This is a genomic window from Dickeya sp. CFBP 2040 (assembly GCF_012273755.1).
Taxonomy (GTDB): Bacteria; Pseudomonadota; Gammaproteobacteria; order Enterobacterales; family Enterobacteriaceae; genus Dickeya; species Dickeya poaceiphila.
Genome location: NZ_JAAVXH010000033.1, coordinates 63,767 through 79,507, shown reverse-complemented (window position 1 = coordinate 79,507; position 15,741 = coordinate 63,767). Strand labels below are relative to the sequence as shown.

At 50.7% G+C, this 15,741-nt stretch carries 17 protein-coding genes; 10 read left to right on the top strand and 7 right to left on the bottom strand.

All coding sequences use genetic code 11. The features are described 5' to 3' along the window. Positions 1-42 precede the first annotated feature (42 nt). On the bottom strand, positions 43-1,068 hold the full coding sequence (purR, locus tag Dpoa2040_RS05090) for an HTH-type transcriptional repressor PurR (RefSeq protein WP_042871058.1): 1,026 nt from the start codon (positions 1,066-1,068) through the stop codon (positions 43-45). A gap of 348 nt (positions 1,069-1,416) precedes the next feature. Here purR and Dpoa2040_RS05085 point away from each other — a divergent pair, with 348 nt between their 5' ends. After that, a complete protein-coding gene (locus Dpoa2040_RS05085) occupies positions 1,417-1,506 on the top strand; it encodes a YnhF family membrane protein (RefSeq protein WP_128569730.1) in 90 nt (29 codons plus the stop codon). Positions 1,507-1,688: 182 nt separating this feature from the next. On the opposite strand, the gene Dpoa2040_RS05080 is transcribed toward Dpoa2040_RS05085, so the two are convergent. Continuing rightward, positions 1,689-2,597 carry a C40 family peptidase gene (locus tag Dpoa2040_RS05080; RefSeq protein WP_168640515.1) on the bottom strand — a complete coding sequence of 303 codons (909 nt, stop codon included), beginning with the start codon at positions 2,595-2,597 and terminating at the stop codon, positions 1,689-1,691. A 332-nt stretch (positions 2,598-2,929) separates the two neighbouring features. On the opposite strand from Dpoa2040_RS05080, the gene Dpoa2040_RS05075 reads away from it, so the two are divergent. Next, positions 2,930-3,280, top strand: coding sequence for a Grx4 family monothiol glutaredoxin (locus Dpoa2040_RS05075; protein ID WP_168640514.1), 351 nt, complete (start codon positions 2,930-2,932; stop codon positions 3,278-3,280). A gap of 44 nt (positions 3,281-3,324) precedes the next feature. Here Dpoa2040_RS05075 and rnt read toward each other — a convergent pair whose 3' ends face one another. Continuing rightward, positions 3,325-4,014, bottom strand: coding sequence for a ribonuclease T (gene rnt / locus Dpoa2040_RS05070; RefSeq protein ID WP_168640513.1), 690 nt, complete (start codon positions 4,012-4,014; stop codon positions 3,325-3,327). 141 nt (positions 4,015-4,155) lie between these two features. Next, the gene (gloA, locus tag Dpoa2040_RS05065; RefSeq protein ID WP_168640512.1) at positions 4,156-4,563 is read right to left on the bottom strand and encodes a lactoylglutathione lyase; all 408 of its coding nucleotides are present in this window, start codon (positions 4,561-4,563) and stop codon (positions 4,156-4,158) included. Positions 4,564-4,831: 268 nt separating this feature from the next. Here gloA and Dpoa2040_RS05060 point away from each other — a divergent pair, with 268 nt between their 5' ends. Next, complete coding sequence (locus Dpoa2040_RS05060; protein WP_168640511.1) at positions 4,832-5,071, top strand: DUF1289 domain-containing protein; 240 nt, start codon at positions 4,832-4,834, stop codon at positions 5,069-5,071. Positions 5,072-5,244: 173 nt separating this feature from the next. Continuing rightward, positions 5,245-5,682, top strand: coding sequence for a transcriptional regulator SlyA (gene slyA / locus Dpoa2040_RS05055; protein ID WP_042871049.1), 438 nt, complete (start codon positions 5,245-5,247; stop codon positions 5,680-5,682). Positions 5,683-6,089: 407 nt separating this feature from the next. Here the strand turns inward: slyA and Dpoa2040_RS05050 are convergent, their stop codons facing one another. Then, on the bottom strand, positions 6,090-6,557 hold the full coding sequence (locus Dpoa2040_RS05050) for a glycine zipper 2TM domain-containing protein (protein WP_168640510.1): 468 nt from the start codon (positions 6,555-6,557) through the stop codon (positions 6,090-6,092). A 336-nt stretch (positions 6,558-6,893) separates the two neighbouring features. Here Dpoa2040_RS05050 and anmK point away from each other — a divergent pair, with 336 nt between their 5' ends. The 5 genes from anmK to pdxY all read left to right on the top strand — a co-directional run bounded on the left by anmK (position 6,894) and on the right by pdxY (position 11,922). Then, on the top strand, positions 6,894-8,006 hold the full coding sequence (anmK, locus tag Dpoa2040_RS05045; RefSeq protein WP_168640509.1) for an anhydro-N-acetylmuramic acid kinase: 1,113 nt from the start codon (positions 6,894-6,896) through the stop codon (positions 8,004-8,006). 106 nt (positions 8,007-8,112) lie between these two features. After that, positions 8,113-8,418, top strand: a complete 306-nt coding sequence (locus Dpoa2040_RS05040; protein ID WP_146411217.1) for an MliC family protein — start codon at positions 8,113-8,115, stop codon at positions 8,416-8,418. 98 nt (positions 8,419-8,516) lie between these two features. Next, the gene (gene pdxH / locus Dpoa2040_RS05035; protein WP_227983155.1) at positions 8,517-9,215 is read left to right on the top strand and encodes a pyridoxamine 5'-phosphate oxidase; all 699 of its coding nucleotides are present in this window, start codon (positions 8,517-8,519) and stop codon (positions 9,213-9,215) included. Between the two features lie 137 nt (positions 9,216-9,352). Further along, positions 9,353-10,630 (top strand): tyrosine--tRNA ligase, encoded by a 1,278-nt coding sequence (tyrS, locus tag Dpoa2040_RS05030; protein WP_168640543.1) that lies wholly within the window; start codon positions 9,353-9,355, stop codon positions 10,628-10,630. A gap of 431 nt (positions 10,631-11,061) precedes the next feature. Further along, entirely contained in the window at positions 11,062-11,922 is an 861-nt protein-coding gene (gene pdxY / locus Dpoa2040_RS05025; protein WP_042871041.1) for a pyridoxal kinase PdxY, read from the top strand. Positions 11,923-11,994: 72 nt separating this feature from the next. Here the strand turns inward: pdxY and gstA are convergent, their stop codons facing one another. After that, entirely contained in the window at positions 11,995-12,609 is a 615-nt protein-coding gene (gene gstA, locus Dpoa2040_RS05020) for a glutathione transferase GstA (RefSeq protein WP_168640508.1), read from the bottom strand. Between the two features lie 671 nt (positions 12,610-13,280). Here gstA and Dpoa2040_RS05015 point away from each other — a divergent pair. Continuing rightward, a complete protein-coding gene (locus Dpoa2040_RS05015; RefSeq protein WP_168640507.1) occupies positions 13,281-14,900 on the top strand; it encodes an ABC transporter substrate-binding protein in 1,620 nt (539 codons plus the stop codon). Positions 14,901-14,953: 53 nt separating this feature from the next. Here Dpoa2040_RS05015 and ribA read toward each other — a convergent pair whose 3' ends face one another. Continuing rightward, positions 14,954-15,547: a GTP cyclohydrolase II gene (gene ribA, locus Dpoa2040_RS05010; protein WP_168640506.1), complete on the bottom strand. Its 594-nt coding sequence runs from the start codon at positions 15,545-15,547 to the stop codon at positions 14,954-14,956. Positions 15,548-15,741: the final 194 nt, after the last annotated feature.

Genomic DNA, 15,741 nt, shown 5'->3' with positions numbered 1-15,741 from the left:
ATTTCGAGTCGTCAGGCAGCGAGATAGAGAATTGTCTGGATTTTAACGGCGGTAATCGCGGTACGGGCCATCAGCGACTGAACGACGTTCAATTAAGGTCGGATGTACTTCGATGGTTTGGGCTTCCTCGCGTTTACTGGTAATACGGTCAAGCAGCATGGAGAACGCCGCTTGCCCCAGTCGTTCCTTGGGTTGATGAATGGTGGTCAGTGCGGGAGTAAAATATCGGGAGTGACGTACATTGTCGTAACCGATCACCGAAATATCCTGTGGCACACGCAGACCCAGCTCGTCAGCAGCGCAAATGGCACCCATCGCCATGATATCGCCGCCGCAGAATACTGCCGTTGGCCGTTGTTTCTGGGCCAGAATCTGGTGCATCGCTTTGTAGCCGGACTCTGGCTCAAAGTCGCCCTGAACCACCCAGTCTTCCCGTAAGGGAATATCAGCCTCTTTCAACGCTTTCAGGAACCCCAGGTAACGCCCGCTGCCCGTATTGCGCCCCTGAGAGCCGGGAATAGCGCCGATGTCACGGTGACCACGCTCAATCAGATAGCGCCCGGCCATGTAGCCGCCCGCAAATGCATTATCAATAATAGTATCGGTAAAATCGTTATGGGCTTCGCCCCAGTCCATCACCACCATCGGGATGTGACGATAGTCCGCCAGCATGGACAACAATTCAGGCGGATACTCAGCACACATCACCAACAGCCCATCGACCCGCTTTTGTGCCAGCATGGATAGGTAAGCACGCTGCTTATCCTGATTGTTGTGGGAGTTGCACAGGATTAGCGTGTAACCTCTGGCGTAGCAGCTGTTTTCCACCGCCTCGATAATTTCGGCGAAATAGGGCGCTTCGCTGGAGGTTGCCAGCAGGCCGATAGATTTGGTGTGGTTGACTTTCAGGCTACGGGCCACTGCACTGGGTGAATAATGCAATTCATCAATCGCTGCGCGCACCGCAGCCTTGGTCTCTTCGGCGACGAAACGTGTTTTATTGATCACGTGTGATACGGTTGTGGTTGAAACGCCCGCGCGTTTTGCCACATCTTTGATCGTTGCCATCTAAAGTGACTCCTGAACTCATCTGTTACAGCAGTAAATATGTTGTTAATCGTTTGCCTGCGTGAAATTTTCTCCTGCCAGACAAGCAAGGCAACATTCAGGAGGAGACATGCCGAGGTTGTAGCTGAAGGGAGGACTGACGCATCGACCAACGCAGTGTATATCGTAAACTGCGGATTTTGGCCGATTTAGAGCAAAAGTGGAAGAGGCAATTCGTGTTATCTCTGTGACGCAGAATTCGGTTTTTTGACCTCGGTTGAGTCATAATACACCTATATTTTGTGTGATTCCCCGCCTGCCGGGGCTTACTCAGACATGACGTGATATCAGTCAATAACAGGAGAATATATGGATACTAATCTGAAAATGTCACTGTTCACCACGGTGGCTACGCTGGCGATGATCATTGTCTTTAGTCTGAGTGCGATACTGAACTGATTGCAACTGGTGTTCTCATCATCGGCGGTGAAATCTATCGGTATCAAAAACCGGTATCTTTATCAGCATCAAATACACCAAAAGGGGCATAACGCCCCTTTTGTGTTATCTCAAGTTGTGTTATCTCAACGTGTCTTATTCAACGGAAATATTCATTCAACAGTATTCCAGCCGGTTGTTGCTTAACGGATGGTTTTGGGTGTGACCACGCGGCGAGCGCCAACATAATGATCTTGCCAGTAATCTTCGCTCAGTTTGCTGATTTTAATGTCTGCACCGGAGCGCGGTGACTGAATGAAGCGACCATTACCGAGATAGACACCCACATGGTCGGCAGCACCGCGGTTGGTGATGTGGAAGAACACCAGGTCACCGCTTTCCAACTCGCTTTTCTTGATCGGCGCGGCATCACGCAGGTGGAACATCTCATTGGCTGTACGCGGGATTTGAATTTTCACTACATCTTTATAGGCGTAGTAGACCAATCCGCTGCAGTCGAAGCCAGAACGTGGCGTAGCGCCACCCCAATGATAACGTTTGCCGATTTGACTCATCAGCTTGTTCATGGCGGTCAGTTTAGCGTGTTGATACCGTTTTTGGTGAGTGGCGTTAAGGGACGGCGCAGTTTTGTCCTGCCTACCTTTTTTGCTTGTGGTTTTGGCAATCACAGCTTCATGTGCTTTGTGGCTGCTATGGGTCTGAGCAGAGGCGCTTTTTTTCGTGGTTTTGCCTGCTGGCGCTTTGGCCTGAAGATTTTTTTCTTGCTGTTTCTTGTTGGTCGAATGGGACGAGCTGGCGGCCATCAACGGCTTTTTGTCATTGTGCGGTTTGCTGTTTTTATCGTGAACCGATGCTGTTTTGACCGGTGCAGCCTTAGTCGTTTTTTCCGGTTTTTTGTTATGTGTCGGCGCTGCGCCTTTTTTGTTGGTGTTTTTGGCTGCTTTGCTTTTCTTAGATTCATCAATAGCGTTATTCGCCGCTTCCACACCGTTTTTGCGCGGTAATACCGCAGACCCATGTGGATTAGCGTTCGCCAGATTAAAAAACAGGTTACTGAAAAATAATAAAAAAAGCGTAATAAATAAACGCATAATAATTTTGACCGAAAGTTGTCCTCAATCGTTCACTGTTTACAGTATTCCCGAAAATGACCTGATAAAAAAGCAGGTGATAATGCAATGTTACTACAAAATAGTGAGAAAACGTTAATAACGGTATTTGCTGCTTAATTATTAAACAAATTAGCGTTGTCCTGTGCGGATGGATGGGGCGATGAATAAGACCTTACAAAAGATAGCGTTTTTTTGTGGTCGTCGCTATCGTTAGAATACAAAATATAAAGAAGCGGTATGCGATAGTCTGCCGCGAGTCACATGACCAGCCGTTGACAGGCTGATCATCACGCGCTTGAGGAAGCAATAGAATGACGACAACGACACTTGAAAAAATTCAGCGTCAGATCGCTGAAAACCCGATTCTGCTGTACATGAAAGGTTCTCCAAAACTGCCAAGCTGCGGCTTTTCTGCTCAGGCGGTACAGGCGTTGTCAGCGTGTGGCGAACGTTTTGCTTATGTAGATATCCTGCAGAATCCGGATATCCGCGCCGAACTGCCAAAATACGCCAACTGGCCGACATTTCCGCAGTTGTGGGTGGATGGTGAATTAGTTGGCGGTTGCGACATCGTGATTGAGATGTATCAGCGCGGTGAACTGCAACAACTGATTAAAGAAACTGCCGATAAATACCGTTCCAGGCAGGAAAACCAGCAGTAATCCTCTTTATTAATTATCAGGCAGCGTTGTGCTGCCTGATGGCTTTACTTTTCGCTATCGATGGACTCGTTATCGATGCTTACCGGTATGTCGTTCGCGGCTGAAGCCAACGGCCAGCCACCCATACGCTTCCAGCGATTAACCAGTTCACAAAACAGCTGCGCTGTTCGTTCGGTGTCATAGAGCGCTGAATGAGCCTGGCTGGCGTCGAAAGGAATATCCGCCGCGATGCAGGCTTTGGCCAGAACGGTCTGTCCTAGCACCAGCCCGCTGAGCGCGGCGGTGTCAAACGTGGCAAACGGGTGGAATGGGTTACGTTTCAGACCGCAGCGTTCTGCTGCCGCCATTAGAAAGCTGTGATCGAAGGTGGCATTATGCGCCACGATGATGGCACGACTGCAGTCCTGATCCTTGATTCCCTTACGTACCGCCTTGAAGATGCTGTGTAGTGCTTCATATTCGCTCACGGCTCCTCGCAGCGGATTGGCAGGGTCAATGCCGTTGAACGCCAATGCTTCCGGTCGCAGAATAGCGCCTTCAAACGGTTCGATATGAAAATGCAACGTGTCGTCCGGCTGTAACCAACCGCTTTCATCCATTTTCAGCGTTACGGCTGCAATTTCCAGCAGCGCATCAGTTTTCGCGTTAAACCCGGCGGTCTCCACATCAATAACAACAGGGTAAAAGCCACGAAAACGCGCGTTAAGAGCGTTCAGGTTATTTTTCTCAGCCATTCGTTTCTTGTTTCTTCAATAATATGCAGTGCGCATTATGGCAAATTCGGGTGGGGGATGCAGTAAATGTGCATGACGGCGAATCATTGCTCCCCCGGAAAGGCAGACACGCGTTGGTGCCTGAATAGCAAAGACGGGAGATCAGTTACCCAGACCTTGACCGGCTTGTGAACGTTCAATCAGTTCTATCTTGTAACCATCTGGGTCTTCCACAAAGGCAATAACAGTCGTGCCGCCTTTGACGGGACCCGCTTCACGGGTTACTTTACCACCTGCCTGACGGATACGCTCGCAGGCACCTGCCACGTCATCCACACCTAATGCGATATGACCGAAGGCCGTGCCCATTTCATAGCTATCCACGCCCCAGTTGTAGGTCAGTTCGATCACTGCGCCGTCGCTTTCCTCGGTATAGCCGACAAATGCCAGAGAGTATTTGTATTCCGGATTGTCGCTGGTGCGCAACAAACGCATTCCTAATACCGTGGTGTAAAAATTGATGGCGCGTTGCAGATTGCCAACGCGTAGCATGGTATGAAGTAAACGCATAATGACCCCTATTTGATCAGTAAGTTAACCGCCTGGGCGACACTGGTGGTTTTCCGTTAGCGCCTGAAACAATAGGGCCAGAGTATAGCGTCGTTGTCGGGGCGAGTTCAAACCTGTAGCTGAGTGCTGTTTTTATCACGTTCGCTAAAGAAACAGACATGACAGACGTGATAGTCGGCACTATGGTAGTGAATTATGCGTTAATGCTACGTAAGGCTTGCCAGTGACGGCAATCAAAGCTTCAATAAGGGGCAGATGAGGAGGTCCTGTGGCTGAGCAGCTTGAGCTTTTTCCCGTTCCCAACCCGTGTCGAGGTATCTGTCAGGCGGATGACCGTGGGTTCTGCCGCGGTTGTTTCCGAAACCGCAGCGAGCGTTTTAGTTGGGGAACAATGAGTGATGCGCAAAAACAGGATGTGCTGCGGCTGTGTCGGCAAAGAATGAAACGCTCGCAGCGGAGTGAAAAGAATTCAATTCCCTCTGAGCCGGAACAGCCAACCTTGTTTTAGCCGATATGACGATATTTAATGATATAAATTAAGTTCAAGATCATTTTTAATTAATTATTATTTGCTAGAATAGATTGATAACAATAAGACGTTCTTTATTGAGCTTTTGCTTTAAATCAGAGTTGATTGCAATCCAGGGAAGTTGATTAGCTTACTAACTATAAGGAGAAGTGATGGAATTGCCGTTAGGTTCTGATTTAGCCCGGTTGGTTCGTGTATGGCGAGCTTTGATTGATCATCGATTGAAGCCCCTGGAGTTGACACAGACGCATTGGGTCACATTGCATAATATTCATCAACTGCCACCTGGGCAGTCCCAAATTCAGCTTGCCAAAGCGATAGGAATAGAACAGCCTTCATTAGTGCGTACATTGGATCAATTGGAAGATAAAGGATTAATTACCCGGCACATTTGTGCCCAAGACCGGCGTGCCAAGCGTATTTTGTTAACTGATTCGGCAGATCCTATCATTCAGGCTGTTAATGATGTTATTGATCAGACTCGCAGCGAAATATTAGATGGTATTACTCCGGAAGAAGTGGATGAATTAGCCACAATTATCTCCCGATTGGAAAAAAATATTTTGGCATTACATGAGAGCCAGTCTTAATTAATAGAAAAAGTAAATGTCTTGGCGGACGAATTCGAATTCCAGGAAACACATACTCAAAATAATTCGAGTTGCAGAACAAAACGCTGATGTTTTGAACAATACACGTGTTTACCTTTCATTATAAGGTTGATGGCGTGCATTTGTAATGCAGCAACCGGGCGGCATACCAGACGCTTACATCAGTGAGTGGTTGGGGAAGCGGTAACGCTGCCGGGGGCAACGATGAATGCGGCTGTTGTAGCATCAAGCAACGAGGCTCATGGACGGGCTGAGTAAAGCCAACGTGCCTGCAAACTCGAAATATGGCGGGAATATCGTGTGAATTATGGTATGTCTGAATATACTGGCCGAATTGATGACATGAAACAATCACCACCCATTGGGTGGTGATTGACAATGGAGTCTTAACGTGGAGACACGGTGATCGAGCGGCCATTGCTGGCCATCGCTACACGTTGACCTGCATGAAACTTGGTATCGCCTTGTTTTTGCACCACCATGATAGTGTTGCCATCATCTTTGCGAATTTCCAGCTCTACGCCCTGAACGCGGTTGACCGCGCCTTCAATACTGTTGCCTGCAACACCACCAGCAACTGCGCCTGCGGCGGTTGCCAGATTACGGCCAGTACCGCGACCAATAGTATTACCAACCAATCCCCCTAGTACGGCGCCACCGATAGTACCGATGACATTGCTGTCTTCCCCAGCCTGAATCTGCACCGGACGGGTGGAGACAATGGTGCCATAGGTTACCGTCTGAACTTGCTTAGCTTCGGATGCACTGTAAACGTCTCCTGACAGGGTGCTGGTATTGGCGCAGCCAGCCAGTGTGATACCTGCTAAAGTGATCACAAGAAAACGTTTCATCATAGAAAGACTCCTGTTATAGCTGTGTCTGTGTCGGGGGCGCAGCCTGGGCCGACGAAGTTATGTCGCATTATGGCGTGGTCGAAACCACCATTCTACTGTTTCGGTGGATACTCAGGATAGAATAGCGCGACTAAATTGATAATAAACGCGTTATCAGGTTGTTTGTGAAGTCCTCTTTTTCTGAAAAAATGTCCCGAATGGTCATTTATTGCCCGAATAGTCTGTATGACAAAAAAGACAAAAGCTAACCAGAATAGGCCATCGACGAATCATAACTGTTGGACCCGTGAGGTTATGGCGTGACCAGCGATCATTTTTCATAACAAAGGTAATTCCATGAGGTCTGGAAGATATATTGGTGTGATGTCCGGCACGAGTCTGGATGGTATCGATGTGGTGCTGGCTGCTATTGATGAGCACACCGTTGCTCAGCAAGCCAGTTACTGTCACCCGATTCCGCCAGTGATTCGACAGACGATATTGAGCATGAATCAGGGACAGGCAGTGACGCTTTCTGAACTGGGGCGATTGGATACCCGGCTCGGTGCACTGTTTGCCGACGCGGTACAGGCGTTGTTACGTCAGACCGGGTTGAGTGCAAACGAGATTACGGCGATTGGTTGTCATGGGCAGACGGTCTGGCATGAGCCGGACGGTGATGCCCCTTGTACGATGCAAATTGGCGATTGCAACCGTATCGCCGCTGTTACCGGCATCACGACCGTTGGCGATTTTCGTCGGCGCGATATGGCGTTGGGCGGACAGGGCGCGCCGCTGGTGCCGGTGTTTCATCACGCACTGCTGCAACATCCGGTGGAACGGCGAATCGTACTGAATATCGGTGGAATCGCCAATATTTCAGTACTGGTGCCAGGACGTCCGGTAAAAGGCTATGACACCGGGCCGGGCAATATGCTGCTGGATGCCTGGGTGTGGCGCAACCGGGCGCAACCCTATGATAAAGATGCTGCCTGGGCGCTAACCGGGCAGGTGGATAACACGTTGCTAAGCCATATGCTGTCTGACCCTTATTTCGGGTTGCCGGCGCCGAAGAGTACCGGGCGTGAGTATTTCAATCTGTCATGGCTGGAAAGGCAGTTGACGGTTTTTCCCTACCTGCGACCGGAGGATGTTCAGGCGACACTGGTCGCGCTGACTGCGGAAACCATTGCCGGGCAAGTGCTGCTGAGCGGTGGTTGTGAGCGAGTGCTGGTATGCGGCGGCGGGGCGCGTAACCCATTGCTGATGAGTCAGTTGTCGGCACGTCTGCCGGGCATTGAGGTCTGCACGACCGATAACTTCGGTATTCGTGGCGACGATATGGAAGCGCTGGCGTTCGCCTGGCTGGCGTTTCGCACCTTGTCAGGATTGCCAGGCAATTTGCCATCCGTGACCGGCGCAAGCCGTGAAACCTTGCTGGGCGCGATTTATCCCGCGATGGTGGTGTAATCGGATTTTGCTGAGAGGTCCGCCAGCGGTCTGTTGATAGACTTCTGCGTTGCTGGATTTACCTGGGTGGGATGCCAGGATCCGCTAATAACAGGAGAAGAATAGTATGAAACCACTGCTCATCGCCGGTGTATTGCTGCTAAGCGGTTGCTCGCACCTGATGCCAGCGGCAAAGCCGCAGACGTTACATTACCAATGTGGCACCCTGCCACTGACCGTCATGCTCAATCCAGATCCACAGGGAGGCAGCGCGACTTTCCTGCTGGATGGCGAATCTCATACCCTCCCTAGGGTACCTGCCGGATACGGCACCCGTTACAGTGATGACCGTTATGCGTTCTGGCGCAACGGCAATCAGGCGTTTATCGCGCGCGGCGATAGAATCATCGTTAATGATTGTGTGCTGAAGTAATCCGGCTCCATGTCGTTGCAGGCGTTGAGATTTTAACGAGGCGGGCGCAGAATGACTTTTCCCTCTTTTCTCGCCCGGTTAGGCAACGGCAGGATCTCATGACCACTGAAAACGATGATGTCCGCAACAAGGTGGCGCTTGCGCCCGAACAGGCTGCGAGCGTCGATATCGCCGATTTGCGGCGCGAATATACCAAGGGCGGGCTGCGCCGCCACGACCTCACCGCTAACCCGCTCGATCTGTTTGAGCACTGGCTCAAGCAAGCCTGCGAAGCACAACTGGCGGACCCTACCGCGATGTGCGTAGCGACGGTTGATGAACAAGGCCAGCCTTATCAACGTATTGTGCTGCTGAAACACTATGACGAAAAAGGCATGGTGTTTTATACCAATATGGGCAGTCGCAAGGCACAGCAACTGGCGCTAAATGCGCGGATTAGCCTGTTGTTCCCCTGGCATATGCTGGAGCGTCAGGTCATCATCCTGGGCAAGGCGGAGAAATTGCCGATGCTGGACGTAATGAAGTATTTCCATAGTCGTCCGCGCGATAGCCAGATCGGTGCCTGGGTTTCAAAACAGTCAAGCCGTATCTCCGCTCGCAGTATGCTGGAAAGCAAGTTCTTTGAAATGAAGCAGAAGTTTCAGCAAGGCGAGATTCCGTTACCGAGTTTCTGGGGCGGATTCCGTGTCACTATCGAGTCGATGGAATTCTGGCAGGGAGGCGAACACCGTCTCCATGATCGTTTCCTGTACCAACGCGAAGGCGACAGCTGGACAATTGACCGGCTGGCACCGTAAATCACTGGAATTTGTTGCGCTAAGCGCTGGCACTCAGGGTGTCGGCGCTTTATTCTATGTCACCCTGAATTTTTCTTTCGCCAAAACGGCGAAAAGTCGTGTACCGGCAAAGGTGCAGTCGTTTATACATGGAGACTTTGATGGCAAGCAATCTGATTCAACAATTGCAAGAGCGGGGCCTGGTGGCTCAGGTAACGGATGAGGGCGCGTTAGCAGAGCGACTGGCGCAGGGGCCAATTGCACTGTATTGCGGCTTTGATCCGACTGCCGACAGCTTGCATTTGGGACATCTGGTGCCACTGCTGTGCCTGAAACGCTTTCAGATGGCCGGTCATAAACCGGTGGCGCTGGTAGGCGGCGCGACGGGGTTGATCGGCGACCCAAGTTTCAAAGCCGCCGAGCGTAAACTGAATACTGAAGACACGGTGCAGGAGTGGGTGGAGAAAATCCGTCGTCAGGTCGCCCCTTTCCTGGATTTTGACTGTGGTACCAACAGTGCTGTGGCCGCCAACAACTACGATTGGTTTGGTTCCATGAACGTGCTGACGTTTTTGCGTGATATCGGCAAGCACTTCTCCGTCAATCAGATGATCAACAAAGAAGCGGTCAAACAGCGCCTGAACCGCGATGACGTGGGCATTTCCTTCACCGAGTTTTCCTACAACCTGTTGCAGGGCTACGACTTTGCTTCGCTGAATGCGCTGCATGGCGTGGAGTTGGAGATTGGTGGTTCTGATCAGTGGGGTAACATTACTTCTGGGATCGACCTGACGCGTCGCCTGCATCAGAAGCAGGTGTTCGGTTTGACGGTTCCGTTGATTACCAAGTCTGACGGTACTAAGTTCGGTAAAACTGAAAGTGGCGCGGTATGGTTGGACCCGAAAAAGACCAGCCCGTACAAGTTCTACCAGTTCTGGATCAACACCGCTGACGCGGATGTGTACCGCTTCCTGAAGTTCTTCACGTTCCTTGACATTGACGTTATCAATGCGCTGGAAGAAGAAGATAAGAATAGTGGCGTGGCGCCGCGTGCTCAGTATGTTCTGGCGGAAGAAGTGACCCGTCTGGTGCATGGCGAAGAGGGGCTGACAGCCGCCAGGCGTATCACCCAGAGCCTGTTTAACGGCAATCTGAGCGACCTGACCGAAGCCGATTTCGCGCAACTGGCACAAGACGGCGTACCGATGGTGGAACTGGCGACAGGCGCGGATTTACAACAGGCGCTGGTTGATTCCGAATTGCAGCCCTCTCGCGGCCAGGCGCGCAAGACCATCGCGTCCAATGCGATTACCATCAACGGGGAAAAACAGTCTGATCCGGAATACACTTTCACGGATGCTGACCGTCTGTTTGGCCGTTACACCCTGCTGCGCCGGGGCAAGAAAAACTATTGTCTGGTCTGCTGGAAAGCGTAATTGAACCACCGAAGGGAGCAGATGCTCCCTTTGTTTTTCGGCACGCTCCCTGTGTTTTCCATGCCATGATTTCCACGCTATGACGGAAGACCGTAGCAACACCAGACAATGCGCATCGGCGAGTGTCGGTCGGCGGGATAAAGACAATACATGGTTTTATAGCAGGCAGGCTTAGAATAAACCGGTTTATACCCAAAATAATTCGAGTTGCAGGAAGGCGGCAAGAGAGTGACAAATTCGTTGGGAACGAATTTGACCAGCCAACGGCTGGCCTCCGGTGAGAGACAGGATGTCTCTCATTTCATCCCGATGAGCTTACTTTAGTAAGTGATTCGGGTGAGCGAACGCAGCCAGCACACCTGCAACTTGAAGTATGACGGGTTTATAACAACAAACGCAGTGCATTTAAGCAGGCAAGGGTAGTCACTTTCATGAAAAATATACTGTCGATTCAGTCTCACGTGGTTTTTGGTCATGCCGGTAATAGCGCGGCGGAGTTTCCCATGCGCCGGATGGGCGTGAATGTCTGGCCGCTGAATACGGTGCAATTTTCCAATCATACCCAATATGGTCAGTGGACCGGCTGCGTTATGCCAGCTGATCATCTGACTGAGATTGCGCAGGGGATCAGCAATATTGATCATCTCAAGGACTGCGATGCGGTGTTGAGCGGGTATATCGGCTCACCGGAACAGGGCGGTCACATTCTGGAAGTGGTACGTCGAGTGAAAGCGGCTAATCCGCGTGCCATTTACTTCTGTGACCCAGTCATGGGTACGCCGGAAAAAGGCTGCATTGTACCTGCGGGTGTAACCGATTTTCACTGTAATCAGTCTCTGCAGGCGAGCGACATGATCGCCCCCAATCTGCCGGAGCTGGAACTGCTCAGTGGTCGTACGGTGCATTCTGTAGATGAAGCCGTGCAGGCCAGCCGTGAGCTTTGTCTGCGTGGACCGAAGCTGGTGCTGGTTAAGCATCTGAGTCGTGCGGCGACCAGTAAAAACAGTTTTGAAATGTTGCTGGTAACGCCGCAAGAGGCCTGGCATATCCAGCGTCCGTTGGTGGACTTTGGGCCGCGTCAGCCGGTAGGTGTTGGCGACCTGACTAGTGGTCTGCTGCTGGTTAACCTGCTCAAAGGCGTTGCGCCGCAAAGCGCGCTGGAACATACCACTGCAGCGGTCTATGAAGTGATGCTGGTGACGAAAGAAATGGAGCAGTACGAATTACAACTGGTTGCAGCACAGGATGGTATTGTGCAGCCACGTCATCATTTCCAGGCAGTTCGCCTGTAACACCGGCTTGCAACAACGGGGCATATGCCCCGTTGCTTGCCACACCATCGCGCATTTCAGTATGTCATAACGTCAGAATTTGACGTCAATCCCTTCTGCCGTCAACGCTTTTTCCACCGCAGGTCGCCCTGCAACACGCTCCAGATACGCTGTCAGCGCCGGGAACTGGATCAGGTCAAACTTCAGATCGTGCGCCCAACGAGAGATGGTGAACAGGTAAGCATCGGCGACGCCAAACCGGTTGCCTACCAGATAATCGTGCTCGCTCAGTACCTGATTCAGATAACGGAAACGTTGTTCCAGATAACTCTTCAGCAAATCTTTGTACAGTTCAGGCGTACCAGGGCGAAACAACGGGGTAAAGGATTTGTGCAGTTCGGTAGAAATGTAAGCCAGCCACTCAATGGCGCGATAATGATGAATGGTGCTGGGTGGGGCTATCAGATTATATTGCGGCGCTTTGTCTGCCAGATACAAGGCAATGGCAATGTTTTCTGTCAGGATGGTGCCGTCATCCAGCGTCAGTGCTGGCACCATGCCTTTAGGGTTGATCTGCAGGTAGTCACTTCCCTGTTCGGTTTTCTTGGTACGCAGGTCAACATTCACCAATGTGAACTTGGCCCGGGTCTCATGCAGAATGATGTGAGGAAACAGTGAGCAACTTCCCGGCTTGTAGTAGAGTTTCATTCGCCATTCCTTCAGTAAACGTCTTTGCAGTGAGTCGTAGTGTCGTAAAAGTGTTCGCAACGGTAAACATTTTCACATGATCGTGTAAATTGATATTGCTATAAATCACAGGGTCTGGCTGTGCGCGGCATCGCAAGATAAGAGTACTGTGAAATCAATGTACTGCTGGGCCATCGCCTTTTTCCGATGTCCATATCCGGGACAACTCATCTCCTTAATCTTGTTGTTATCGGTTACAACGCGAGAATGTTCACTTCTGCGTGAGGTTTATCTTGCATTAACCCTACCTTTGTTTGCTATCAGCCTCCCTCAGGGCAGGAGCTGATTTTTGCCATTGTGTGGGGATCTACGGGAAGTGTGCACTTGTACTGATTGTACGGATGCAGTATTAGTAGTTTATTACTTAATGTCATGATTAATAAGATAAAATTATATCACACCAAATAATTCGATTGGCAGCAAAAGTGCTCGTGTTTTGAACAACATAGGTCGTGTTTTGAATAATGCGGTTTGTTTTTTTGAATAAATGCGGTTTGTTTTTTTGAATAAAATAGTTTGTTAGCCCTTCAGAATAAGGCCATGAGTAGCTTGGTAGTATCGCTTGTTGCGTTCCTGAAGGGGGGACATAGTGCACAACCTCAAATAGGGCGGGGATAATAGTGGAGAATGGAATGACGATAGACACGCGTTGGCTGGCATCTGTATTGGGTGCATTGAGTTTTGTTACGGTTTCGGTGCAGGCGGCGGTAGTGCCTGCCGGTGTGCAACTGGCGGAGCAACAGGAACTGGTGCGCGCTAACGGTTCTGAACCGGCGTCGCTGGACCCGCATAAAGTAGAAAGTGACGTAGAAAGTAGCCTCATCCACGATTTTTTCGAAAAACTGGTATCGGTGCGCGATGACGGCACGGTGATGCCCGGTTTGGCGGAACGCTGGGAAAATGAAGATAATCAGGTTTGGACCTTCCACCTGCGCCCTGGGCTGAAATGGTCGGATGGTAGCCCGATCACTGCCGATGACGTCGTATTCGGTTGGCAGCGTCTGGCTGATCCCAAAACCTTGTCGCCGTACCAGTCTTACCTTGGCAGTATGCATGTGCTGAATGCGGGCGACATTATCGCCGGCAAAAAGAGCCCGCAGGAACTGGGTATCAAGGCGCTGGATAAGCAGACGGTACAGGTCACGCTGGATCAACCGCTGTCCTATTTCCTGCCGATGGTTGACCACTATGTGATGGTCGCCCTACCTAAAGCTGCGATTGAGAAATTCGGCGATAAATGGACACAACCCGCTAATTTTGTCGGCAGTGGCCCGTTTGTTCCTACCGAGTGGGTTGTCAATGAACGCATCACCGCCAAACGTAACATAAATTATTGGGATAACGCTCACACGGTGCTGAACAAAGTGACCTATCTGGCGATTGTTTCTAATACAGCCGAAGTGAATCGCTACAAGGCCGGGGAAGTCGATACGACCTTCACCATGCCTAGCCAATTGTTCAGCGCCCTGAAGCGAGAATTACCGAATGAAGTGAAAGTTACGCCATACCTTTCAACGTATATCTATCGTTTCAATACGCAGAAACCGCCGTTCAATGACCCCAGGGTCAGGCGTGCACTGGATTTGGCGCTCGATAAAAGCGTCATTGCCGACAAAGTGCTGGGACAAGGCCAGGTACCGGCGTATAACTACGTACCGCGCGGCATGGCCGGTTATACCAGTAATCAGCCGGAATGGGCGGGCTGGACGCAGCAGCAGCGTAATGCCGAAGCGAAAAAATTGCTCAAGGAAGCTGGCTATGATGCAAGCCATCCGCTGAAATTCCAGTTGTTGTATAACACCTCCGAATCACATCAAAAGGTCGCTATCGCTGCTGCATCAATGTGGAAACAGAATCTTGGTGTGGAAGCGACACTGCTTAATCAGGAGTGGAAAACCCTGTTGGACACCTCACGCACCGGTAATTTTGAGGTGGTGAGGAGCTCCTGGAGCGCTGACTATAACGAACCGTCCACCTATTTCGATACCTTGCGCGCCAACGACAGCAACAACACGGGCAAGTTTACTGACAACGCTTACGATCAGGTGCTGGACAAAGCGGTTAAGGCATCGTCGTTAGACGAGCGCAATATGTTCTATCATCAGGCGGAGACTATCCTGCAACAGCAAATGCCGCTGATCCCTCTCTATTACTACGTACGTAGCCAGATGGTGAAACCGTATGTGGGCGGGTTCAAGCCCGATTTGAAAGGGGATTATTACAGTAAGGATATCTACATCATAAAACATTGATAAAGATGCGGGTGAAGATATGCCAGGCGGTTAGTCGCCTGGCATTATAGTGATTATTGCGTATCCAGTAGGTGGCCCATTTTGGCCGCTTTGGTTTCCAGATAATGTTCGTTTTTCGGATTGCGACCGACGATCAGTGGCACACGTTCTACGATATTGATGCCTGCTTCAGTCAAGATAGTGACCTTTTTCGGGTTGTTGGTCAGCAGGCGCACAGCTTCCACGTTCAACAACTTAAACATGTCGGCACAGAGTGTGAAGTCGCGCTCGTCGGCGGCGAAGCCCAATTGGTGATTGGCTTCGACCGTATCGGCCCCCTGATCCTGCAGGGCATAAGCGCGGATTTTGTTCAGTAGCCCGATATTGCGTCCCTCCTGACGGTGATACAACAGCACGCCTCGTCCCTCTTCGGCAATGTGGTTCAGGGCGGCTTCCAGTTGAAAACCGCAATCACAACGCAGGCTAAACAATGCATCTCCGGTCAGACATTCCGAATGTACTCTGGCGAGTACCGGTTCTGGAGCGGAAATATCACCGTAAACTAACGCCAGGTGATCGTGCCCGTTAGCCGTTTCCTCAAATCCTACCATCAGGAAATCACCCCATGGGGTGGGTAGTTTGGCTTCCGCCACCCGTTTTAGCTGCATGTTAATCTCCAACGTGTAAATGATAAATTCCTTGCTCCGCACTGGAGGGGAATCCTTATCACCACTACCGGGTTTTCCCCCTGCAGTGGGATAGGCCGTTGTCTCTCTGACTTATGAGTAAAGGTTCGGAATTATCGTGGTTTTGTTGACATAACTGACAAGTATTTTACGTCATACTTACAATTGATGCGCTC